The following is a 21,629-nucleotide window of genomic DNA, read 5'->3' as shown; positions in this document are numbered from 1 at the left end:
TGGTAATGCATCAAGGAATAATTCAATGGCTGAACAATTCGACGTCGTCGTCATCGGTGCTGGCCCGGCCGGTTACCACGCTGCCATCCGCGCGGCACAGCTGGGCCTGAAGACCGCCTGCATCGACGCAGCGCTGGGCAAGGACGGCAAGCCGGCCCTGGGCGGCACCTGCCTGCGCGTGGGCTGCATCCCGTCCAAGGCGCTGCTGGATTCCTCGCGCCAGTTCTGGAACATGGGCCACATCTTTGGCGACCATGGCATCAGCTTCAAGGATGCCAAGATCGACGTCGAGGCGATGGTTGGCCGCAAGGACAAGATCGTCAAGCAGTTCACCGGTGGCATCGGCATGCTGTTCAAGGCCAACAAGGTCGCCGCCTACTACGGTTTCGGCGAACTGCAGCCGGGCAACGTGGTCAAGGTCACCCAGCATGACGGTTCCATCGTCGAGCTGAAGGGCACCAACGTCATCATCGCGGCCGGTTCGGATTCGATCGAACTGCCGTTCGCCAAGTTCGACGGCGAGACCATCGTCGACAACGTCGGCGGCCTGGACTTCACCGAAGTGCCGAACCGCCTGGCGGTGATCGGCGCCGGCGTGATCGGCCTGGAACTGGGCAGCGTGTGGAAGCGCCTGGGCGCTGAAGTCACCATCCTGGAAGCACTGCCGGAGTTCCTGGCCGTCGCCGACGCCGAAGTGGCCAAGACTGCTGCCAAGGAATTCAAGAAGCAGGGGCTGGACATCCGCCTCGGTGCCAAGGTCTCCAAGACCGAAATCACCGGCAAGGGCAAGAAGAAGGAAGTCGTTGTCACCTATACCGACAGCGAAGGCGAAAAGACCCTGACCGTGGACAAGCTGCTGGTGGCCGTTGGCCGTCGCGCCGCCACCAAGGGCCTGCTGGCCGAAGGCACCGGCGTCAAGATCAACGAGCGCGGCCAGATCGAAGTCGACGCGCACTGCCACACCGGCGTCAACGGCGTGTGGGCGGTCGGCGACTGCGTGCGCGGCCCGATGCTGGCGCACAAGGGCTTCGAGGAAGGCATCGCGGTGGCTGAGCTGATCGCCGGCCTGCCGGGCCACGTCAACTTCGACACCATCCCGTGGGTCATCTACACCGAGCCGGAACTGGCCTGGGTCGGCAAGACCGAAGCGCAGCTGAAGGCCGAAGGCATTCCGTACAAGGCCGGCAGCTTCCCGTTCGCCGCCAACGGCCGTGCCGTGGCGATGATCGAGCCGGCAGGCTTCGTGAAGATCCTGGCCCACGCCGAAACCGATCGCATCCTCGGCATGCACCTGGTCGGCGCCAACGTCTCCGAGCTGGTGCACGAAGGCGTGCTGACCATGGAGTTCAGCGGCTCGGCCGATGACCTGGCCCGCATCTGCCACGCCCACCCGTCGCTCTCGGAAGTGATCCACGACGCGGCGATGGCGGTCAGCAAGCGCGCCATCCACAAGGCGAACTGATCGTTCGCTGACAGTGCCGGCCGCTGGCCGGCACACTCCAGCAATCAAAAAGCCCCGCCTCGGCGGGGTTTTTTGTTGATCTTTTTCGCGGGGAGCCGAGCAAAGGCTCCGCGCTACACCTTTCCAGCCGGCTTCTTCGGTGGGTCGTCGCAGACCTTGTGCTGCACAACCGTATCGCCGGCCTTCCATTCCTTCACCACCCGGCAGCGCTCGCGGGCTTTCGGTGTCGCCGCCGCTGCAGCATCCGCTTCGTCGGCTGCCGCGGTCTGCTGGCGCTCGAGCCAGGCAGACGACGGCGGCACCGCCGGTGTAGCCAGCGCCGGCAGCGCAACCAGCGCCAGCGTGGCCAGCAACACGGACCTCATGCCGTCACCGGGCCGCCACCGAGCAGGCGCGCCGGCAGCATGAACAGCGCGCGCAGGAACGCGAACAGCGCCGAGAAAGTGATGCCGACCAGGCGGAACGGCAGGCTCAGCAGCCACACCAACGGCCAGGCGATCAGGGCGAGGATCGCCAGCGGCCAGCACAGCACGAACAGCAGGCACCACACACCGAGCGCGAACAGGGTCTTCATCACGGTCTCCTTGGGGCGGCACCCCGCCGCCTGTGGACACCATGGCGCCCCGCCCTCGCTGCCCGCAAACGGTTTGCGACGAAACCGGGCTGGGGGCGATGAAACCGGTGGTGGGGAAACCGGAGATTCAGGAGGTTGCCGGCCAGCGGCCGGCACTACCGGACGGATTCACACCGGGACTGCGCCCGGGCGGCCATGGGTCACCTGGAAGCGCGCGGCCGTACGTACCGGCGCATCGGCGCGCAGCACGCTGTCGGCGAAGCGCAGCTCGGCGTCCACCGTCTGCCGGTTCAGCTGCAGCCTCCACCAGCCACGACGATCACCATCGAAATAGCGGATATGCGGGTTCTGCGGAATCGACGGACCGTAGTACGGGCCATAGGGCGTATCGTCGCCGCCACTGCTGATCGCCGGGGCAATGAACTCGGTGGCCACCACCGGGGCATTGGCCGTGTCGAAATCCAGCTTCAGGTCGTTGACGAAGGTGGAATGCCAGTCGCCACCGAGCACGATGGCGTTGCCCTGCCCGCCTGCCTGCAGCGCCTGCAGCAAGCGTTTGCGTGCAGCGGGATAGCCATCCCAGGCGTCGTTCCAGAAACGCTCGCGCGGCGTGCCACCGTCCAGCCGCAGCTGCGCCATCAGCAGCTGCTGCACCACCACGTTCCAGCGCGTGCCCTGCGCGGCGGCCATCGATTGCGCGAACCACGCTTCCTGGCCCGCACCGAGCATGCTCATGCGCGGGTCCAGTGCGGCGTCACAGCGTGGTGACTCACCGACGCCACAGGGATTGGCCGGGCGGAACTGGCGGCAGTCGAGCAGCGTCAGCTGTGCCAGATCGCCGTAGCGCAGGCGACGGTGCACGTGCAGGCCACCATTACTCGACGGCGTGCTGCGCATCGGCAGGTGTTCGTAGAACGCACGGTAGGCCGCGGCGCGACGCACGATGAAGTCCTCGATCGACACGCCGGGCTTCTCCGGATGGATGCCGGAGTAATCGTTCTGCACCTCATGGTCGTCCCAGATCACTGCGAACGCATGTGCGGCGTGCGCAGCCTGCAGATCCGGATCGAGCTTGTACAGCGCGTACTGGTCACGGTAGCGCTCCAGGCTGACCGTCTCGCCGCTGAAGCGCTCGGCATCCAAGGTGCGCCCGCGTGCGTTCTGCAGCGGGCTGTATTCGTACAGATAGTCACCGGCATGCAGCACCAGGTCGACATCGCTCTGTGCGATGTCGCGCAGCACCGGATAGTAGCCACTGTTCCAGGCCTGGCAGGTGCACAGCGCCAGCCGCAGCTGCTGAAGTTGCATGTCCAGCCGCGGCGCGGTGCGGAAGTGGCCGACCGCGCTTTCCTCGTCGCCATCGCAGGCGAATCGATAGTAATAGTCGCGGCCCGGGCGCAGGCCGTTGACTTCCACGTGCACCGAATGGGCCAGCTCCGGCACTGCGGCAGCGACGCCGCGCTGCACCAGCCGGCGCATGCCCGGGTCTTCGGCCACGAACCAGCGCACCGGCACCGCCCGCGACGGCATGCCGCCGCCGTTGAGCGGGTCCGGGGCCAACCGCGTCCACAGCACCGCCCCCTGTGGATCCGGATCACCGGCGGCAATGCCGAGGGTGAACGGATCACGCCCCAGCCGCGGCCGTGGGCCGGCCGTGGCCAGCCCCGGCATCGCCGCCAGCGCGATCGCCGCCCCCGTGCCCTGCCACGCCATGCGCAACAGGCGACGACGGCTTTCCGGATCGACAGGCCCGCGCATCAGAAGCGCACGGTGGCGGTGGCCATCACCTGCCGCGGCGCGCCGACCTGCATGGTCGCCAGGCTGCGGGTCGGGTCGGCAGCGTAGGTGCCGTTGGTGTTGATCGAAGACAGGTAGCGCTTGTCGGTCAGGTTGGTCAGGTTCAGCGCCACGGTCAGGTTCTGCGCCGGGCCCAGCGTGCCGAAGTCATAAGCCACCGAGGCATTGACCAACCAGTAGCTCGGCACCGACACATCGTTGGTGTAGGTCACGTAGCGCTTGCCGACATGGTTGGCCGACAGGCGCATGTCCCATGGGCCCGGGGTCCACGCCAGGGTGCTGGCGAACATCCATTCCGGGGTGTCGACGGTCTTCTTGCCGCGGGTCGGCACCACGCCGTTGTTCACGTAGTCGTTGTCGTAGGTGCTGTCATTCCACGACAGCGCGTTGGACCAGGCCAGGTCCTGCATCGGCTTCAGCTGCAGGGTCGCCTCAGCGCCGCGGCTGGTCACCGAACCGACGTTGGAGAACAGCGCCGGGCAGCCGAGGATGCCCACGCACTGGGCGATCGCCAGCAGGCGGTTGTCGAACTTGACGTCATACACCGCGACCGAGGCTTCATAGCCCTGGCCGTAGCCACGCCAGCCCAGCTCGATGGTGCGCGACTGCTCCGGCTTCAGGTTCTGCGCACTGGCGTCGAAGGCGGCCTGCGGCACGTTGAACGGGCTGCCCACGCCCAGCGCATAGGCCGCGATGTTCTTGGCAAACGAACCGAAGATCTCGTTGCCTTCGTTGAGCTTGAAGTTGAAGCCGGCCTGCGGCAGGAAGCCCTTCTTCGCGGTCAGGCTGCTGTTGTTGGCATAGCTGCCCAGCGGCGTGCGCACGCTGGTGCGGGTGTGCGGCGACTTCGCACCGATGTCGATGGTCAGGCGGTCATCGAACAGGCGGAAGCGGTCCTGCACATAGAACTGGCGGGTGATGGTGGTGTAGCGCTGGTGCCACACGCGCTGGTCCGGATTGCGCAGGAAGAAGTCGTCGGTGATCGGGCCGTCGATGTAGTAGAAGTTGCGCTGCACGCTGTGGCCGTTGTCCTCGTACCAGAGGCCGGCCTCGAGTTCGTGGCCGCCGACATTCCAGGTGAATGCCGAAGTCACGCCAGTGCGGTCGATCGCGTATTCGGTGGTGCGGATCGAGATCGGGATCTCGCGGCTGGTACCCGGGTTGGACGGATTGGACGGGCTGAACCAGTGGCCCTGGCCACGGTTGCTGTGGTTGTAGACGTTGACCTTCAGCCGCATCGATTCGTTCAGGCCGAAATCGCCGGCGATGCTGGACAGGTCATCGTTGCGCAGGCCATGGCCGGAGTAATACGCATCCCACGGGCTGTTGACGCCGCCGCTGAATGTGCCACGTGCGGCGGCGACCGCGCGATCCCAGTCCGGCGCGTAGTTGTCCCAGTCCCAGCCGAGGCGATCGATCATCTCCAGCGACAGGTCCTGGTAGTCCGCTTCGACGCGCCGCGAGACATTGAACAACGCGGTGATCTTGCTGTCTGTACCGAAGTTGTAGGTCGCCTTGCTGTTGAACTGCTTCAGTTCCTGCGAGCCCTTGCCCTTCCACTTGTCGCCTTCTGAGTACACACCGGACAGGTAGGCGGCAAAGCCTTGGTGCTCACCGGTCTCCAGGCGCGCATAGCTGCGCCGCGCACTGTCGCTGCCGAAGCCCTGCGCCAGCACCACGCCATATTCGGTGGACGGATCGATCGAATAGAACTGGAACACGCCACCGAGGTTGCTGGTGGACGGCGTACCCAGCGCGCCGATACCAGTGGAGACTTCGGCACCGCCGAGGTTCTCGCTGATCACTGCGCGGCTGATGTGCAGGCCGTTGCTGTTGCCATAGGCCATGTTGCCCAGCGGAATGCCATCGAGGGTATAGCCGAGGCGGTTCTGGTTGAAGCCGCGCAGGCTGATGGTGGTGGACCATTCGTAGGCGCCGGTGGCATCGGCCGATTCGAAATGCACGCCCGGCTTGGTCGCGAGCAGCTTCAGCGGATTGGCGCCGGGCGGCAGCACCTTCATGTCCTCGGCGGTCACGCGCTGCACCTGGCGGGCTTCGCCGCGGCCGATCACCGAGATCGAGTCGAGCGTGGTGGCCGACTGCGCGTCGGTGGCGGGAGCGGTTTCAGCAGCGGCCAGCGACGGCAGCGAGGCACAGACCAGCAGGGCCAGCAGGTTGCGGCGAAGCGGAGCGTGGGACGGCATGGGGGCGGATTCCTTGGGCACGCTGGACGCCGAAGGGCGGCGTCGAAAGGGCAGCAGCGGCGGAATCGTAGAAGCGGCGCGTTACATGTCATTTACACGCCACGTACGGAAGTTTGGCGTTTCGAATGGTCTGCCAGCCGTGGGGTGAGTGCCGGCCAGCGGCCGGCACTACGGTTATTCGAACGAACCGACCGAGTCGTGGGCCAGGTTGTCGAAACGCGTGTACTCACCGAAGAACTTCAGCTTGCACGAGCCGGTCGGGCCACCACGGTGCTTGCCGATGATGATCTCGGCCAGGCCCTTGTCCGGCGAATTTTCCTTGTTGTAGTAGTCGTCGCGGTAGATGAACACGATCATGTCCGCGTCCTGCTCGATTGCGCCCGATTCGCGAAGGTCGGCCATTACCGGGCGCTTGTCGGTACGCGTTTCCAGCGAGCGGTTGAGCTGGGACAGCGCGATCACCGGCACGTGCAGTTCCTTGGCCAGGCCCTTCAGCGAACGCGAGATTTCCGAGATTTCGGTCGCGCGGTTTTCGCTGTTGCCGGGCACGCTCATCAGCTGCAGGTAGTCGATCACCACCAGGCCCAGGTCATGCTCGCGCTTGAGGCGGCGGCACTTGGAACGCAGCACTTCCGGCGACACGCCCGGCGTATCGTCGATGAAGATCTTGGTTTCCTTCAGCATCTTGATCGCACTGGTGACGCGGCTCCAGTCCTCGTCTTCCAGCTGGCCGGTACGCAGGCGCTGCGCGTTGATGCGGCCGTTGGAGGAAATCAGGCGCATCGCCAGCTGCGAGGCCGACATTTCCATCGAGAACACCGCCACGCCCTTCTTCGACTTGATCGCCGCGTACTCGGCGATGTTCAGCGCGAAAGTGGTCTTGCCCATGGCCGGGCGCGCGGCGAGGATGATCAGGTCGGTCGGCTGCAGGCCGGCGGTCATCGCATCGAAGTCGTTGTAGCCGGTCGGCAGGCCGGTGATGTTGCCGCCGTTCTCGAAGCGGTTGCGCAGTTCCTCGAACGCGTCCTTCAGGGCGCCGGGCATCGCCACGAAATCGGTACGGCCACGTGCGCCCTGCTCGGCGATGGCGAACACGCTCTTTTCCGCCGAAGCCAGCAGCTCGCTGCTGTCACGGCCCTCGGGCTGGAAACCGTCGTTGACGATGTCGGTACCGACCTGGATCAGCTGCCGCAGCACCGCCTTGTCACGCACGATCTCGGCGTAGGCCACGATGTTGGCCGCCGACGGCGTAGTGCTGGCCAGCTCGATCAGGTAGGCGCCGTCGCCCACCAGCTCCAGCTTGCCCTGCGATTCGAACCACTCGCCCAGGGTGACCGCGTCGAACGGCCGTTCGCGCTCGGACAACTCGCGGATCGCGCGGTAGATCATCTGGTGATCGCGGCGGTAGAAATCGCCTTCGGTCAGCTGGTCGTTGACCCGGTCATACGCCTCCGGCGCCAGCATCAGGCCCCCCAGCACCGCCTGCTCGGCCTCCACCGAATGCGGCGGTACCCGCAGCTGATCGATGCGCGATTCGTCGCGATCACGATCAAAACCATCGCCGCGCTCTCTGCGGTTGGAACGGAAGCCGGAACGGGCGGACATGCTGCGGTGTTTCCTGCAAAAGTGGACCAGACGAGTGTAGGCATGCGCCGACCCCGGCGGCCATGGACAAGCCTGTGGATAAGCCGTGGAGAAACGGGGGATATCCGCCGGTGCCTGGCCAGACTGGCGTGGGGGCGTCGCGCTGCCTGCGACGGGCACCATTGCGGCACCCGAGCAGGCCATTATCGCAGATGGGGGCGACGGCCGCTGGCGTCAATCGCCCTTGACGTGCACCGCGATCAGCGACAGGAACCGGTCCACGTAGCCCTGCAGGAATTTCTGCGTGCCCTCGTTGTGGATCGTGCCGTCGGCATCGATCAGGCCGTCCTTGAAGTGGATGAACGCCTCGGGCTGGCCAAGCACGTGCATGTCGAGGAAGGCCAGGCTGTTGCGCAGGTGCTGCTGGGCCACGGCGGTGCCGATCTGGCCGATGGAGGCGCCGATCACCGCCGCCGGCTTGCCGGCAAACGCACTGTCACCATACGGTCGCGAGCCGATGTCGATGGCGTTCTTCAGCACGCCCGGCACCGACCGGTTGTATTCCGGGGTCACGAACAGCACCGCATCGGCGGCGCGGACCTGGTCCTTCAGCCGCGTGCCCTGCGGCGGATAGTGTCCATCGAAGTCCTGGTCATACAGCGGCAGGTCGCCGATCTGCACGTACTGGAAGCGTGCACGCTGGCCGGCGATCTTCTCCAGCGCATGGGCCAGCTTGCGGTTGCAGGAGTCCTTGCGCAGGCTGCCAACGAACACGGCGATGGTGGGGATGGACATCGGGACATACTCCTCACGGTGCGGGAGGCCCAGCCTAGTCGCCGGCCCCGTGCGCCCCGGTGAAGATCAGCGGCCGGTCACGCCCGCCCGCGCCTGCCGCCAATGCGCCTGCCAGGCCTGGAACATCAGCACGTTCCACAGGTGGGTATGCCACTTGCGCTGCCCGCCGAGGAACTGCTGCCACAGCGGCTGCACCGCCGCCGCCGACAGCACGCCTTCGCGTTCCAGCCGCGCCGGCTGCAGCAGGTCTTCGGCCCACGGCCGCAGGTCGCCCTTCAGCCAGTCGCTGACCGGCGCACCGAAACCGCGCTTGGGCCGGTGCACCATCGACTGCGGCACGTAGCGGCCAAGAACACGCTTGAGCAGCACCTTGCTGGTGGTTTCACTGCGCTTGAAGCCCAGCGGCAGCGACCACGCGAACTCGGCCACGCGCCAGTCCAGCAACGGCGCGCGCGCCTCCAGGCTGACCGCCATCGAGGTGCGGTCGACCTTGCACAGCAGGTCATCCGGCAGGTAGGTCACGTAATCGGCCAGCATCATCGCGTCGGCCGGCGTGCCGGCGCCGTGCAGCGGGTCGGCCAGGTCGTAGAAGCTGCCCGCCGCCTGCGCCCCCGGTATCGCTGCGGCCGGGTCGCGCCAGCGCGAGATGCGGTTGCGGTACACATCGCCGATACCGCGTGCACCGGACTCGGCCAGCAGTGCGGCCAGGCCACCGGTACGCGAGGCCTCGCCCTGCTGCTGCGAACGCGCGCCCATCCAGCGCCGCAGCGGCCCCGGCACGCGGCCCAGCATCTGCCAGTTGCGCAGCGCGCGCACATAACGGGTGTAACCAAAGAACAGTTCATCGCCGCCGTCACCGGACAGCGCCACCGTCACGCCCTGCCGCGCCAGGCGCGCGACCAGCGCGGTCGGCACCTGCGAGGCATCGGCGAAGGGCTCGTCGAACATCGCCGGCAACTGCGGCACCACCGCCAGCGCGTCGGCACCGCTGACGTACAACTCGGTGTGGTCACAGCCCAGGTGCGTCGCCAGCTCCCTGGCCAGAGGCGCTTCGTCGTGGCCCGAACCGGTGAATCCGATGCTGAAACTGTGCACCGGCTGCCCGCTCTGGGCCTGCATCAGCGCCGCCACCAGCGACGAATCGGTGCCGCCGGACAGGAACACGCCTACCGGTACGTCGGCCACCATGCGCAGCGCCACCGCATCGCGAAGCAGGCCATCCAGCTGTTCCTCGGCCTCTTCGATACGGCCCTGGAACGGCGCCGCCAACGCCGCCTGCATGCGCGCCCGCGCATCCCAGAAAGGACGTTGCGCCTGTTCCGGGCGGTGCGCGGCCGCACCGGCCGCCACGGTCGCTGCATCCAGGCGCAGCAGGCGGCCCGGCATCAGCTTGTAGCAGCGCTGGTGGATGCTGTGCGGCGCCGGGATGTAGTCCAGCCGCAGCAGCAGGGTCAGCGCATCGCGGTCGATGTCGTTGTCGAATGCCGGATGCTGCCACAGCGCCTTCAGTTCGGAACCGAACACCAGCGTGTCGCCGGCCCAGCCGTAGTACAGCGGCTTCTTGCCGACACGGTCACGGGCCAGCCACAGGCACTGTTCCTGGCGGTCCCACAGGGCGATCGCGAACATGCCGTTGCAGCGCTGCAGGGTGTCTTCGAAGCCCCATTGCAGGATCGCTGCCAGCAGGACTTCGGTGTCGGAGTGGCCACGGAAGGCATGGCCCAGCGGTTCCAGCTCGGCGCGCAGCGCGGCGAAGTTGTAGACCTCGCCGTTGTAGGCCATCACATAGCGACCGTCGGCCGAGGCCATCGGCTGGTGGCCCAGCGGGGACAGGTCGAGAATGCTCAGGCGGCGGTGCGCCAGCGCGATGCCGGCCCCGGCATCGACCCAGCGGCCACCATCATCCGGCCCGCGGTGGTGCAGCGCCTCGCCCATGGCCAGCACCTGCGCCTGCAGCACCTCGGCCGACGCCACGGGCGCCGGCAACAACATTCCCGCCAATCCACACATGCATCAGGGTTCCTGCGCCAGTTCAAGGGCGGCGCCAATCACTGCATTGTCGCTTGGAAGCCCGAACATTGCTGCACCCGCCAACGGGGTATAGGTATCGGCACCGCAGACCCGGCGCAGCGGCAGGTGGCCGAAGCCGGCCTCGACCAGCGCGGTGACCACGCCCTCGCCCACCCCGCCGCTGTACCGCCCCTCGTCCAGCACCAGCACCCGCCGTGCACTGGCGGCCTGTGCGGCAATGAAGCCGGCATCCAGCGGCACCAGCCAGCGCAGGTCGACCACCCGCACCTGCCAGCCCAGCTGCTGCTCGATCGCACGTGCCGCACGCAGCGCCATCGGCACGCCGTTGCCATAGGTGAAGACCACCAGGTCCCCGGCGTCGGCTGCGTAGACGCGGCCCTCGCCCGGCACCAGCGCCTGGCCCTGCGCCGGGTAGTCGAACAGCCACTGGCCATCGCCCGCTTCGTGCAGGTCCTTGCTCATGTACAGCGCGATCGGCTCGAGGAACACGGCTACCCGCCCATCAACCCGCGCCAGCGCCGCCAGCGTGCGCAGCATCATCACCGCATCGTCGCCGCGCGACGCGCAGCCGACCACCAGGCCCGGGATGTCGCGCAGCGCGGTGATCGAGTTGTCGTTGTGGAAATGGCCGCCAAAGCCCTTCTGGTAGCCCAGCCCGGCCACCCGCACCAGCATCGGGTTGCGGAACTGGTCGTTGGAGAAGAACTGCAGCGAGCAGGCTTCGCCGCGCACCTGGTCGATGGCGTTGTGCAGGTAGGCCAGGTACTGGATTTCCGGGATCGGCAGCATGCCCATGTTGGCCAGGCCCTGGGACATGCCCAGGATCATGGTTTCGTCCAGCAGGGTGTTGAACACCCGGCGCGGGCCGAACCGGCGCAGCAGGTCCTTGCTGACCGTATACACCCCGCCCTTCTGCGCCACGTCCTCGCCGAACAGCAGGCTCTGTGGGTACTTGGCCAGCAGTTCCTGCAGGCCATGGTTGATCTGGATCGCCAGATGCCGCGGTGCCTGCCGCTCGGGCAAGGCCTCCGCACCGCCGTACAGGGTCTCGCGCGCTTCGTCCAGCACCTCGCGCCGGGCTTCGGCCAGTACCGCCGCCGGCGTGTACGGCGCCAGTGGCGCCATCACGTCCTGCAGCGACTGCAGCTTCGGGCGGCCTTCGGCCTCGGCGGCGGCGGCCATGCAGCGCGCGCGCATCGTCTCGTAGGCCACCTCGATGGCGGCGGCATCCATCCAACCCGACTCCATCGCGATCTGCGCCGAGCGCAGCAACGGGTCCTGCGCCTCGGCCGCGCACAGCTCCGGCAACGCACGCCATTCCACTTCAAAATCGGTACCGGCATGGCCCATCAGGCGCGTGGTGCGCAGGTGCAGGAAGGTCGGCCGCCGGGTACGCCGGCAGTGCTCCACTGCGGCCTGCACCTGTGCGTGGCCAACCGCCAGATCCAGGCCATCGGCAAAGAAATAGTCCAGCCCGGGCTGGCGGCTGAAGCGCTCGGCAATCCAGCCGTCCGGCGTCTTCACCGAGATGCCCAGGCCGTTGTCCTCGCAGACGAACAGGACCGGTGCCGGCAGCTTCTGGTAGGCCGACCACATCGCCGTGTTGAACGCGGTCTGCGCCGTGGCATGGTTGGCCGAGGCATCACCGAACGAGCACAGCACGATGCTGTCGGCCGGGATCGGCAGCGGCTGCCCCAGCCGCTTGCCACTCTCGATGGCCAGCGCGGTCCCCAGCGCCTTCGGCAGGTGCGAGGCGATCGTCGAGGTCTGCGGCAATACCCACAGCGGTTTGCTGCCCCACACCTTGTGGCGCCCGCCGCTGGCTGGATCATCGGCACTGGCGGCGAAGGACAGCGCGGCATCATGCAACGGATCGATGCCCGGCACCTGCCGCGAACGCTCGACCATGAAGGCGCCCGAGCGATAGTGCAGGAACGCCGGATCGGTATGCCGGCTGGCCCGCGCCAGCAGCGCGTTGCCCTCGTGGCCGGACGAACCGATGGTGTAGAAGACCTTGTTCTGCACACGCAGCACGCGTGCCATCAGGTCCAGCTGGCGGCTGGCCAGCTGCGAATCGAACAGTTCGGCAAACGCCGCGGCGGTGAGCGTGCTGCCAGGCAGGATCGCCGCCTCCGGTGTCGGCCGCTGACGCGGGGTACCATGCCAGCCACGTACCGCATCGAGGAAATTGGCGTCGCACACGTCGGCGCGGTTGAGCACGCGCATGCGCGCGGGAATCGGATCTGGAACCACAGCAAACATCGAACACCCTCCGTGTCGTTGTTGCGTTCCGCCGGGCGTGGCCCGGCGCTACCCTGTGGGACTCACGCGGCGTCGAAGCGTGCGCGCACCTCGGCAGTCACCGCCGGCATCGGCAGGAAGCGCGGCTGCCCTCGCACGCGCTGCAGCCAGGCGCGCACTTCGGGGAACGGCGCCAGGCCGATGCCGCCCTCGCCAGCGACGTCGGTGTAGGCGAACAGCGCGATGTCGGCGATGCCGTACTCGCTGCCAGTGAACCACTGCGCCTGGCGCAGGTGCTGCTCCATCACCGCCAACGCGGTGGCGGCGCGCTCGTGCAGCCTGGGCAGTTCGGCGCGGCGCGGCGAATCGGCAGCCGTCCAGCCACGGATGAAGCGCGCCACGGCCACGCACGGCTCATGCGTGTATTGCTCAAAGAACATCCAGCTCAACGCCTGCGCGCGCTCCCAGCCGTCACTGGGCAGGTACGGCGTGCCTTCGGCCAGCCAGAACAGGATCGCGTTGGACTCGGTCAGCACGCGGCCATCATCACGCACGATCAGCGGCACCTTGGCATTCGGGTTCAGCGCAAGGAATTCAGCGGTGTGGGTCTGGCCATGGGCACTGTCCACTTCCACCCAGCGGTAGCGGCTGCCGAGCTGCTCCAGCAGCAGGCGTACCTTGTGGCAATTGCCCGAGACCGACATGCCATGCACCGTCAACGGGACGCGCTCTTCCACCATCGCCTGCTCCATCGGTTCCGGCCGGCGGCCGGCTGCCTGCAGTCTGGCAAGCACGCCGATGAATGCCAAGCGCGGGTGCAGCATGGCCACGCGGTAGTGCCGGCCGCTGGCCGGCATCCTCCATGCAGCCGCATCCAAGCGATTGCCGGCCAGCGGCCGGCACTACCAGGCAACGCTCAGCGCGCGCGTTTTCTCCACTGCTCGCGTGACTGGCCCCAGATCTGCATCGGCTTGTCGTTGTAGGGTGGGGGCAATTCACCCATGCGCAACAACGTGCTGCCGAGCTTGCGCGCCACGGCGCGCGAGTTCTCGTTGTTCTCGGCGATGGTATGGATCACCTCGTCCCAGCCCAGCGTATCGAAGGCCCAGTCGATCGCCGCGACCGCCGCTTCCGGCGCATAGCCCCGGCCCCAGCTGGCATGACGGATGCCCCAGCCAACCTCGGTACCGGGCCAGTCCTGCGGTTGCCAGGGCCCCATCCGCCCGATCCATTCGCCGCTCGATTTCTCGATCACGCTGAACATCGAGAAGCCGAACAGCTGCCAGGCGCCGGCCAGGCTGCAGAAGCCGCGCCAGGCCACCGAAGGCGGCTGCACGCCGCCCAGGGTGCGCATCGTTTCCTCGTCAGCGCAGAACGCCAGGTAGGATTCGTAGTCCTCGCGCAGCAGGGGGCGCAGGATCAGCCGCTCGGTTTCCAGGCGCAGGTCGAAGATGCTCATGCCGACTCCATGTCGTGGGAAGGGGCGACCATGATCGTCGATCGCCATCTTCTCCGGATGAACTCCGGCCCGAAAAACGAAACGGGCCGGCATGCGCCGGCCCGTTGGCTACTGCGGGTTGCGCCCGGGTTTACTGGCGCGTGGCTGCAGCCGTGGCGCCCGCGGCAGCGGTCTGCGTGACCAGCTGACCATCAACCACCGGCAGGCGATCGCTGGCCGGCTTGTTGTCCATGCGCACGGTCTTTTCAGCGCCGTCGTAGCGATAGGTCACGTTGTAGCCCTTGACCACATCGGTGTTGCCCATGGCGATGCGGTTGCCCGGCTTGCTGGCCATGCGCATGGTGCCAGTGGTGCCGTCCTCGTTGCGGTAGGTCACGTTGTAGCCGGTGACGCGGCTCGACTCGGAGGTGGCGGTCTCGGTGTGGCACTGGCGCTCGGTGCGGTTGACCACGCGGCCACCGACATGACGCTTGTCGATCTCATTGCCGATGAAGCCACCGGCCACGGCACCGGCAGCGGTTGCCGCCTTGCGGCCATTGCCACGTCCCACCTGGTTGCCGAGCAGGCCACCGACCACTGCACCGACCACCGTACCGCCGACGTTGCCGTCGCGCTCCGGCAGGCGTTCCTGCACCGTCACGTCCTGGCAGACTTCGTGCGGGGTCTGGGTGGTCGAGGTCTCACGCACCGGGTCGGTACCGATCACGGTGGCATAGGCCTTCTGCTTCTCGGTGATCGGGTCGACCTTCAGCACGTCGGCGTATTCCAGGCCGCGCGGCGCCGACGGGTCGAGCGTGTCACCACGCGCACCATCGTCGACGGCCTTGCCATCGACAAGGCGAGATTCGGCATTGGGGGTTCCGGCGCTGATGGAATCGGGCGACGTGTCGCCGCTCTTCATGAAGGCGGCGGTGGCGATGCCACCGACCAGCAGCGCGCCCGCTGCGACCAGGACAGTTGTAGTTGTGCTTTTCATGACCTGCTCCTTGCGGACCATCCGCAACGTTCTCGGGCCAGATTGCAGCATGGCGTGCCTGAACGGAATCTCCACATTTCCTGCTCATTGCCGTAACCCATTCAGCATCTGGAAATGCTGGGCCCGTGGTAGCGTTTGCATGTTCCCCACGAGGATTCCCGCCATGGCCAACGCGATGCTGCTGCCGGTACTGCAATGGGCGCGCCGGCTGCGCTACCCCACCCTGTTCAAGCTCACTGCCGGCCTGTTCGTGCTGACCTTGTTCATTCCGGACCCGATCCCGTTCGTCGACGAGCTGGTGCTGGGCTTCGGCACGCTGTTGCTGGCCAACTGGAAGAGCCGCAACGCTACCCCGCCCCCGCCGCTGGAACAGCGTTGAGTCTGCTGGTCGACAGCCACTGCCATCTGGACGCCAGCGCGTTCGACCGCGACCGCGCTGCGGTGATTGATCGCGCGCGGGCCGCTGGCGTTCGCCTGCAGGTCGTTCCTGCGGTGACTGCCGCCAGCTGGCCAACGCTGCGCGAGGTCTGCCGGCAGGCGCCGGGGCTGTACCCGGCCTACGGCCTGCATCCGGTGTTCCTGGCCGAGCACCGGCCCGAACACCTGCCGCTGCTGCGCGAGTGGATCGAACGCGAACGCCCCTGCGCGATCGGCGAATGCGGCCTGGATTTCTTCGTTGAAGGGCTGGATGTCGAGGCGCAGCAGGCCTATTTCATTGGCCAGCTGGAGCTGGCCCGCGAGTTCGATCTTCCGGTGATCGTGCATGCACGGCGCGCGGTGGACGCGGTGATCGCCGCGATCCGCCGCATCGGTGGCCTGCGTGGCGTGGTGCACAGCTTTTCCGGCAGCCCGGAACAGGCCGCGCAGCTGCACAGGCAGGGTTTCCTGCTGGGCCTGGGCGGCCCGCTGACCTACGACCGCGCGCAGCGGCTGCAGCGACTGGTGCGCGGGATGCCGCTGGAACAGCTGCTGCTGGAGACCGATGCGCCGGACCAACCCGACGCCGGCATTCGCGGCCAGCGCAACGAACCGGCGCGGCTGGCCATCATCGCCCGCCATGTGGCGGCGTTGCGTGGAATGGAACTGGATGCGGTGGCACAGGCCACCACCGGAAACGCGCGGCGACTGTTCGCGCTGCCGGCAATGTAACGGTAGGTGCCGGCCGCTGGCCGGCACGGTCCATCACACCTCGCTGACCTCGACCGCTTCGGCCTTCACTTTCTTCGGCTCCAGCAGCATTTCCAGCGCCTTGCCGACCGCGGCGAAGGCGAACGCGCCGGTGATGTGCGTCGCGGCACCCAGGCCTGCGCCGCAGTCCAGCTTCAGTGCCGCATCGGCGCCCAGGTTCGGGCGGATGCCGCACACGCTGCCATCGGCCTGCGGGTACTTCACGTTTTCCAGCGAGTACACCGCCGGCACGCCGAAATAGCGCTTGGCATTCTTCGGGAAGTTGAATTCGCTGCGCAGCTTCTTGCGGATCAACGCCAGCATGGCATCGTGCTCGGTGCGTGAGACATCGCGGATGCGCACCAGGGTCGGATCGGTGCGGCCGCCAGCGGCGCCTACCGTCAGCAGCGGCAGCTTGCGGCGGCGGCACCAGGCGATGGTCTCGACCTTGACCCGGAAACTGTCGCAGGCATCGATCACCAGATCGAAACCGCGATCCAGCAGTTCGGCCATGTTGGAGACGGTCAGGAACGCCTGCACGGCATCGGCTTCGATGTCCGGATTGATCGCGCGGCAGCGCTCGGCCATCGCCTCGGCCTTGTTGCGGCCGTAGTTGCCTTCCATCGCCGGCAGCTGCCGGTTGGTGTTGGACACGCAGATGTCATCGGCGTCGATCAGGGTCAGGTGGCCGACCGCCGAACGCGCCAGCGCTTCCACCACCCATGAGCCGACACCGCCCATGCCCACCACCGCCACGCGGCTGCCCTGCAGACGCTCGAGCGCGCCCACGCCATACAGCCGTTCGATGCCGGCAAAGCGTTGTTTGACCTGTTCGTTCATCGGGCTATTTTAACGTGCAGGTGCCGGCGCCTGCAGCGCGCCGGCATCGAACCCACCGTTGCACGCCCGGAGAGCCCGCATGAACGCCAGCCCGCCCCGCCCTGTCTCCACCGCCCACCGCTACGTCTTCATGCTTTGCCTGGGCCTGCTGATCGGCCTGATCGCCACGGTGATGGTCGGCCGCGCCCTGAAAGCCCGCCGCGATCCGTTCCCGGACAGCCTGATGCAGGTCATGCAGCGGCAGTCGCAGCTGCTGCAGCAGGCCCAACAGCAGAACCGCTGCAGCCTGGCCGACAGCGTGCCGCGGCTGCAGGCCATTCGCCTGCTGTCCAACGATCTGGACCTGGCGTTTCCCGGGCTGAAGGACAGTGCGCAGTTCCAGCAGCACGCCAGCCGGCTGCGCGGCAACCTCAACGCTGCGCTGGCTGCGCCCCCCAGCGACTGCACGGCCCTGGCCAAGGTGGTGGATACGCTGCAGGCCGACTGCCGCGCCTGCCACCAGGATTTCCGCTGAGCGCATTCATCCTGCAGCCGGGCAATGCACGCGCGGTTGGCGCCTTGTTCACGTTCGAAAGGGGACGATTCGTCCACCCTGCTGCATGACGCAGTACCACCCAACGCACCCGCCTTCACGGCCAGGAGACGCCCCATGAAGATCCAGCTCATCGCCGCCAGCGCCATTGCTACCCTCGCCCTGGCCGGCTGTGCCACCTCGCCCGGCTACGGCGGTGGTGGTTACAACAATGGCTACAACAATGGCGGCTATGGCAACAACGGCGGCTACAACCAGGGCCGCTGCGCCGACTGTGGCATCGTCACCCGCATCAACACCGTGCAGTCCGGCCGCACCGCGCCCAGCGCCACCGGCGCAATCCTCGGCGGCATCGTCGGCGCGGTGGCCGGCCACGAAATCTCCGACCACACCGGTGGCAGCCGCGGCAACAAGAACATCGCGGCTGCCGCAGGTGCGGTGGGCGGCGCGCTGGCCGGCAACCAGATCCAGAAGAACGTCACCAGCGACACCTATGACATCAGCGTGCGCATGGACGACGGCCGCACCATCGTGGTCAACCAGCGTGACCTCGGCGGCATCCGCGAGAACACCTATGTGCGCGTGGTCAATGGGCGGGTCATTCTGCGCTGACCTGCGGCGGGCCACAGGCAAAGAAAAAGGCCCGCTTGCGCGGGCCTTTTTCATGCCGACGGGCGGCAGGTATTACACCGGCTGCACCTTGTCAGCCTGCAGGCCCTTCTGCCCCTGCACGACTTCGAAGGTCACCGACTGGCCTTCCTTGAGGCTCTTGAAGCCATGGGTCTCGATGGCGCGGAAGTGCACGAACACGTCCTCGCCATTCTGCCGGCTGATGAAGCCGAAGCCCTTTGCATCATTGAACCACTTTACGGTACCGGTCTCGCGATCAGCCATCTCACTAACTCCCTTGGACTCTCTCTTGTTGTTGGAAACGCCTGGCGGGCGGCTGACAAGCAAGGGGGAAGCGAGGTGCATCGATGCAGCGGATCGGGAAGATCTTGCTTCATCAGGCCACGATCCACGGTGACCTTGCCAAGCTCAGCGACTGCAACTTAACTCGCCCAAAACGAAAAATCAACTGACAAAATCTTTCACTGTCAACCCCAAATCGACCACCATACGGGACAGCATGGGACTCTCATTCATCTTATATCTGCTAGCGGTCATTTTTGTCCTCGTCGGCATCGCCGGAATCATCCTTCCGGCCCTTCCCGGCATCCCGCTGGTGTTCATCGGACTGCTGCTGGCGGCCTGGGCTGACGGCTTCGTCCATGTCGGTTGGCCGACGCTGGTCGCCCTCGGCGTGCTCACCCTGCTCTCACTGCTGGTGGACGTGCTGGCCACCGTGGTCGGCGCGCAGCGGGTTGGTGCCAGCCGCAAGGCACTCTGGGGGACCTTCGTCGGCAGCATCGTCGGCCTGTTCTTCATGCCGATCGGCCTGTTCGCCGGGCCGCTCATCGGGGCCCTGCTTGGCGAGTACTGGCACACCCGCGAACTGGGACGCTCGACCAGGGTCGGCCTGGCCACCTGGCTCGGCATCCTGCTCGGCCTGGCGCTGAAGCTGGCGGTGGTGATTGCCATGCTGGGCCTGTTCGCCTTCGCCTGGTTCCTGTAACCGGTGCGGCCTTCACGCCCTGCGCACGCGGGGGCCGTGCATAAACCGTGGGGGCTGGCCGCGATCCGGTGCAGCCGCCACACTGTGCGATCCCCGTATTCACCGAAGGGCCTGTTGGAATGACCCTCCCCCCGTTGCTTCCCCGCCTTGCGCCGCTGGCGCTGGCCCTGGCCAGCGCACCGCTGGCGGCGCAGGAGTTCGTGCCCAGCACCGACACCTCACCCGCTGCCTGCGCGGCCATCACCACCGATGCGGCCCGCCTGGCCTGCTATGACCGCCTGTTCGCGCATACCCCGCAGGCCACCGCGGCAGCCGATGCTGCCGCAGAAGCGGCCGCGCAGGCGCGCCGCGAAGAGCGGCAGACCGCGCGGGTGAGCCAGGGCGAGGAGAAGCTGCGCGAACGGGTCAGCGACCTGTTCCGTCCGGCCACGCCGGACAGCGCGCTGGCCAATGCCGGCCGCGGTTCCCTGCTGGACAGTCGCTGGGAACTGGCCGAAGACTCCAAGCTCGGGCCGTTCCAGCTGCGCGCCTACAAGCCGGTGTACCTGCTGCCTGCGTTCTGGACCAGCGACCGCAACACCACGCCGCATTCGCCGAACCCGGCCAACACGGTCACCACGCCGCAGGTGCTGGACAGTGCCGAACTGAAGTTCCAGATCAGCTTCAAGACCAAGGTCGCCGAGAACCTGTTCGGCGACAACGGCGACATCTGGGCCGGCTATACCCAGAGCTCGCGCTGGCAGGCCTACAACGGCGAGGATTCGCGTCCGTTCCGCGAAACCAACTACGAACCCGAAGTGATGATGGTGTTCCGCAACGGCTATTCGATCGGTGGCTGGCGCGGACGCATGACCGGCATCGCGCTGAACCACCAGTCCAACGGCCGTGCCGATCCGCTGTCACGCAGCTGGAACCGGGTGATGCTGAACATCGGCCTGGACCGCGAGAACTGGGCACTGGTGCTGCGCCCGTGGTACCGCATTCCCGAGACCCGCAGCGACGACAACAACCCGGACATCGAGGACTACATGGGCCGCGGCGACGCGACCCTGATCTGGAACCGCAACGGCCACGAGGTCGCGCTGATGGCGCGCCATTCGCTGCGCACCGGCAGTCGCTCGCATGGCGCACTGCAGCTGGACTATGGCTTCCCGATCAGCAACCTGCTGCGCGGACATGTGCAGATCTTCGATGGCTACGGCGAAAGCCTGATCGACTACAACCACAAGGCCACCTATGTCGGCGTGGGCGTGTCCCTGCTGGAGTGGTTCTGATGGACGTGACGATCTGGCACAACCCGGCCTGCAGCAACTCGCGCGGCGCACTGAAGCTGATCCGCGATGCCGGCTTCGAGCCGGTGGTGGTCGACTACCTGGGCAATCCACCCGATGTCGCCGTGCTGCGCCAGGTACTGGCCGCGTCGGGATTGAGTGCACGCGACCTGGTGCGCAGCAAGGAAGCAGCGTTCGCCGAGCTCGGCCTGGAACAAGCCGACGATGCCACGTTGTTGGCTGCAATGGCCGAGCACCCGCGGTTGATCAACCGGCCGGTGGTGCGCACGCCCAAGGGCACGCGGCTGTGCCGCCCACCGGAAACGGTGCTGCAGATCCTGTAACCGGGAAAAAGGGACCGAGGGGATCATGTCGTTGGTGCATTAGCGACTTAATCCCCTCCGTCCCCTTTTCGGGTTACAGCCAGTCGGTGATGCCTTCGCGGCGGTAGACCTCGGCGAATGCAGGGCGCGCTTTCATCGTAGACGCGTGCGCCTTGAGCGCCGGCCAGGTGTCGCTGGGCTTCGGCATGTTGCGCGACCAGCGCATCAGCATCACCAGCATGTAGTCGACCACGCACGGCGTTGCACCCAACAGATACGGGCCGTGCGCCTGCAGATGCGTGGCCACCTGCTGCCAGGCCGCTTCCAGGCGCTGCCGTGCCATCTCGCGGCTGGCCTGCACATGCGCCTCGCCGGCCACTTCGTGCGGATAGAACCAGGCCCGATAGGCCGGTTGCAGCGTATTGGCGCACCAGAACATCCAGCGATAGGCATCACCGCGCTGGGGCGTACCCACCGCAGGCAGCAGGCCGGCGTCCGGATGACGGTCGGCCAGGTACAGCGCGATCGCTGCCGCCTCGGTCAGAACCAGGCCATCGATCATCAGCGTCGGCACCACTCCGGCCGGATTCAGCGCCAGGTACTCCGCCGCCTTGTGCTCGCGTGCGTCGAAATCCAGCAACACCAGCTCGTGCTCGATGCCCAGCTCGATCAACAGCCAGTGCACCACCAGCGCGGCGGTACTGGTCGAACCATACAGCGTGGTGCTCATGCGCAGATCCTGTGCGGGTGGATCGGCC

Annotated in this window: 22 protein-coding genes; 8 read left to right on the top strand and 14 right to left on the bottom strand. The window is 66.9% G+C overall.

Annotated elements, in window-relative coordinates; all coding sequences use genetic code 11:
* The first annotated feature begins 25 nt into the window (after window positions 1-25).
* Window positions 26-1,462 carry a dihydrolipoyl dehydrogenase gene (lpdA, locus tag SSKA14_RS10200; protein WP_008264626.1) on the top strand — a complete coding sequence of 479 codons (1,437 nt, stop codon included), beginning with the start codon at window positions 26-28 and terminating at the stop codon, window positions 1,460-1,462.
* 113 nt (window positions 1,463-1,575) lie between these two features.
* Here lpdA and SSKA14_RS10195 read toward each other — a convergent pair whose 3' ends face one another.
* From SSKA14_RS10195 to SSKA14_RS10145, 11 genes are all read right to left on the bottom strand, one after another.
* A complete protein-coding gene (locus SSKA14_RS10195) occupies window positions 1,576-1,827 on the bottom strand; it encodes a hypothetical protein (protein ID WP_040007415.1) in 252 nt (83 codons plus the stop codon).
* Window positions 1,824-2,036, bottom strand: coding sequence for a hypothetical protein (locus SSKA14_RS10190; protein ID WP_008266700.1), 213 nt, complete (start codon window positions 2,034-2,036; stop codon window positions 1,824-1,826). The genes SSKA14_RS10195 and SSKA14_RS10190 overlap by 4 nt, the downstream gene beginning before the upstream one ends.
* Window positions 2,037-2,204: 168 nt before the next feature.
* The gene (locus SSKA14_RS10185; RefSeq protein WP_008265602.1) at window positions 2,205-3,794 is read right to left on the bottom strand and encodes an alkaline phosphatase D family protein; all 1,590 of its coding nucleotides are present in this window, start codon (window positions 3,792-3,794) and stop codon (window positions 2,205-2,207) included.
* Window positions 3,794-6,037, bottom strand: coding sequence for a TonB-dependent receptor (locus SSKA14_RS10180; RefSeq protein WP_008265014.1), 2,244 nt, complete (start codon window positions 6,035-6,037; stop codon window positions 3,794-3,796). The genes SSKA14_RS10185 and SSKA14_RS10180 overlap by 1 nt, the downstream gene beginning before the upstream one ends.
* A 174-nt stretch (window positions 6,038-6,211) precedes the next feature.
* Window positions 6,212-7,642: a replicative DNA helicase gene (locus tag SSKA14_RS10175; protein ID WP_005410278.1), complete on the bottom strand. Its 1,431-nt coding sequence runs from the start codon at window positions 7,640-7,642 to the stop codon at window positions 6,212-6,214.
* Between the two features lie 213 nt (window positions 7,643-7,855).
* Window positions 7,856-8,416 (bottom strand): NAD(P)H-dependent oxidoreductase, encoded by a 561-nt coding sequence (locus tag SSKA14_RS10170; RefSeq protein ID WP_008264531.1) that lies wholly within the window; start codon window positions 8,414-8,416, stop codon window positions 7,856-7,858.
* Between the two features lie 66 nt (window positions 8,417-8,482).
* Window positions 8,483-10,426, bottom strand: coding sequence for an asparagine synthase (glutamine-hydrolyzing) (asnB, locus tag SSKA14_RS10165; RefSeq protein ID WP_040007413.1), 1,944 nt, complete (start codon window positions 10,424-10,426; stop codon window positions 8,483-8,485).
* Window positions 10,427-10,429: 3 nt separating this feature from the next.
* Window positions 10,430-12,709, bottom strand: a complete 2,280-nt coding sequence (locus SSKA14_RS10160) for a thiamine pyrophosphate-dependent enzyme (RefSeq protein WP_008267754.1) — start codon at window positions 12,707-12,709, stop codon at window positions 10,430-10,432.
* A 62-nt stretch (window positions 12,710-12,771) separates the two neighbouring features.
* Window positions 12,772-13,428, bottom strand: a complete 657-nt coding sequence (locus SSKA14_RS10155; RefSeq protein ID WP_040009551.1) for a glutathione S-transferase family protein — start codon at window positions 13,426-13,428, stop codon at window positions 12,772-12,774.
* A 176-nt stretch (window positions 13,429-13,604) separates the two neighbouring features.
* Complete coding sequence (locus SSKA14_RS10150) at window positions 13,605-14,147, bottom strand: GNAT family N-acetyltransferase (protein WP_008266160.1); 543 nt, start codon at window positions 14,145-14,147, stop codon at window positions 13,605-13,607.
* Window positions 14,148-14,277: 130 nt separating this feature from the next.
* Complete coding sequence (locus tag SSKA14_RS10145; RefSeq protein ID WP_040009548.1) at window positions 14,278-15,123, bottom strand: glycine zipper 2TM domain-containing protein; 846 nt, start codon at window positions 15,121-15,123, stop codon at window positions 14,278-14,280.
* A gap of 163 nt (window positions 15,124-15,286) precedes the next feature.
* Between SSKA14_RS10145 and SSKA14_RS10140 the strand changes: the two genes are divergently transcribed.
* Both SSKA14_RS10140 and SSKA14_RS10135 read left to right on the top strand, forming a co-directional pair.
* Complete coding sequence (locus tag SSKA14_RS10140; RefSeq protein WP_040007412.1) at window positions 15,287-15,502, top strand: DUF6116 family protein; 216 nt, start codon at window positions 15,287-15,289, stop codon at window positions 15,500-15,502.
* Window positions 15,499-16,272 (top strand): TatD family hydrolase, encoded by a 774-nt coding sequence (locus tag SSKA14_RS10135; protein ID WP_008265061.1) that lies wholly within the window; start codon window positions 15,499-15,501, stop codon window positions 16,270-16,272. Before SSKA14_RS10140 ends, SSKA14_RS10135 begins: the two co-directional genes overlap by 4 nt.
* Window positions 16,273-16,305: 33 nt before the next feature.
* On the opposite strand, the gene SSKA14_RS10130 is transcribed toward SSKA14_RS10135, so the two are convergent.
* Window positions 16,306-17,130, bottom strand: coding sequence for a tRNA threonylcarbamoyladenosine dehydratase (locus SSKA14_RS10130; protein ID WP_006455263.1), 825 nt, complete (start codon window positions 17,128-17,130; stop codon window positions 16,306-16,308).
* 79 nt (window positions 17,131-17,209) lie between these two features.
* On the opposite strand from SSKA14_RS10130, the gene SSKA14_RS10125 reads away from it, so the two are divergent.
* Window positions 17,210-17,644 (top strand): hypothetical protein, encoded by a 435-nt coding sequence (locus SSKA14_RS10125; protein WP_040007410.1) that lies wholly within the window; start codon window positions 17,210-17,212, stop codon window positions 17,642-17,644.
* Between the two features lie 135 nt (window positions 17,645-17,779).
* Window positions 17,780-18,274 carry a glycine zipper 2TM domain-containing protein gene (locus SSKA14_RS10120; protein WP_008264629.1) on the top strand — a complete coding sequence of 165 codons (495 nt, stop codon included), beginning with the start codon at window positions 17,780-17,782 and terminating at the stop codon, window positions 18,272-18,274.
* Between the two features lie 72 nt (window positions 18,275-18,346).
* Here the strand turns inward: SSKA14_RS10120 and SSKA14_RS10115 are convergent, their stop codons facing one another.
* The gene (locus SSKA14_RS10115) at window positions 18,347-18,556 is read right to left on the bottom strand and encodes a cold-shock protein (RefSeq protein WP_008266039.1); all 210 of its coding nucleotides are present in this window, start codon (window positions 18,554-18,556) and stop codon (window positions 18,347-18,349) included.
* Between the two features lie 235 nt (window positions 18,557-18,791).
* Between SSKA14_RS10115 and SSKA14_RS10110 the strand changes: the two genes are divergently transcribed.
* From SSKA14_RS10110 to arsC, 3 genes are all read left to right on the top strand, one after another.
* The gene (locus tag SSKA14_RS10110) at window positions 18,792-19,277 is read left to right on the top strand and encodes a DUF456 domain-containing protein (RefSeq protein WP_040007409.1); all 486 of its coding nucleotides are present in this window, start codon (window positions 18,792-18,794) and stop codon (window positions 19,275-19,277) included.
* 119 nt (window positions 19,278-19,396) lie between these two features.
* Window positions 19,397-20,551, top strand: a complete 1,155-nt coding sequence (locus SSKA14_RS10105) for a phospholipase A (RefSeq protein ID WP_040007407.1) — start codon at window positions 19,397-19,399, stop codon at window positions 20,549-20,551.
* Window positions 20,551-20,892: an arsenate reductase (glutaredoxin) gene (arsC, locus tag SSKA14_RS10100; RefSeq protein WP_008265260.1), complete on the top strand. Its 342-nt coding sequence runs from the start codon at window positions 20,551-20,553 to the stop codon at window positions 20,890-20,892. Before SSKA14_RS10105 ends, arsC begins: the two co-directional genes overlap by 1 nt.
* Before the next feature lie 73 nt (window positions 20,893-20,965).
* Here arsC and SSKA14_RS10095 read toward each other — a convergent pair whose 3' ends face one another.
* Window positions 20,966-21,601 (bottom strand): glutathione S-transferase family protein, encoded by a 636-nt coding sequence (locus SSKA14_RS10095; RefSeq protein ID WP_008266502.1) that lies wholly within the window; start codon window positions 21,599-21,601, stop codon window positions 20,966-20,968.
* Between the last annotated feature and the right edge of the window lie 28 nt (window positions 21,602-21,629).

It is taken from the genome of Stenotrophomonas sp. SKA14, assembly GCF_000158575.1.
GTDB lineage: Bacteria > Pseudomonadota > Gammaproteobacteria > Xanthomonadales > Xanthomonadaceae > Stenotrophomonas > Stenotrophomonas forensis.
Note: the sequence above shows the minus strand (reverse complement) of the source record. Positions and strands in the feature narration are given on the sequence as shown.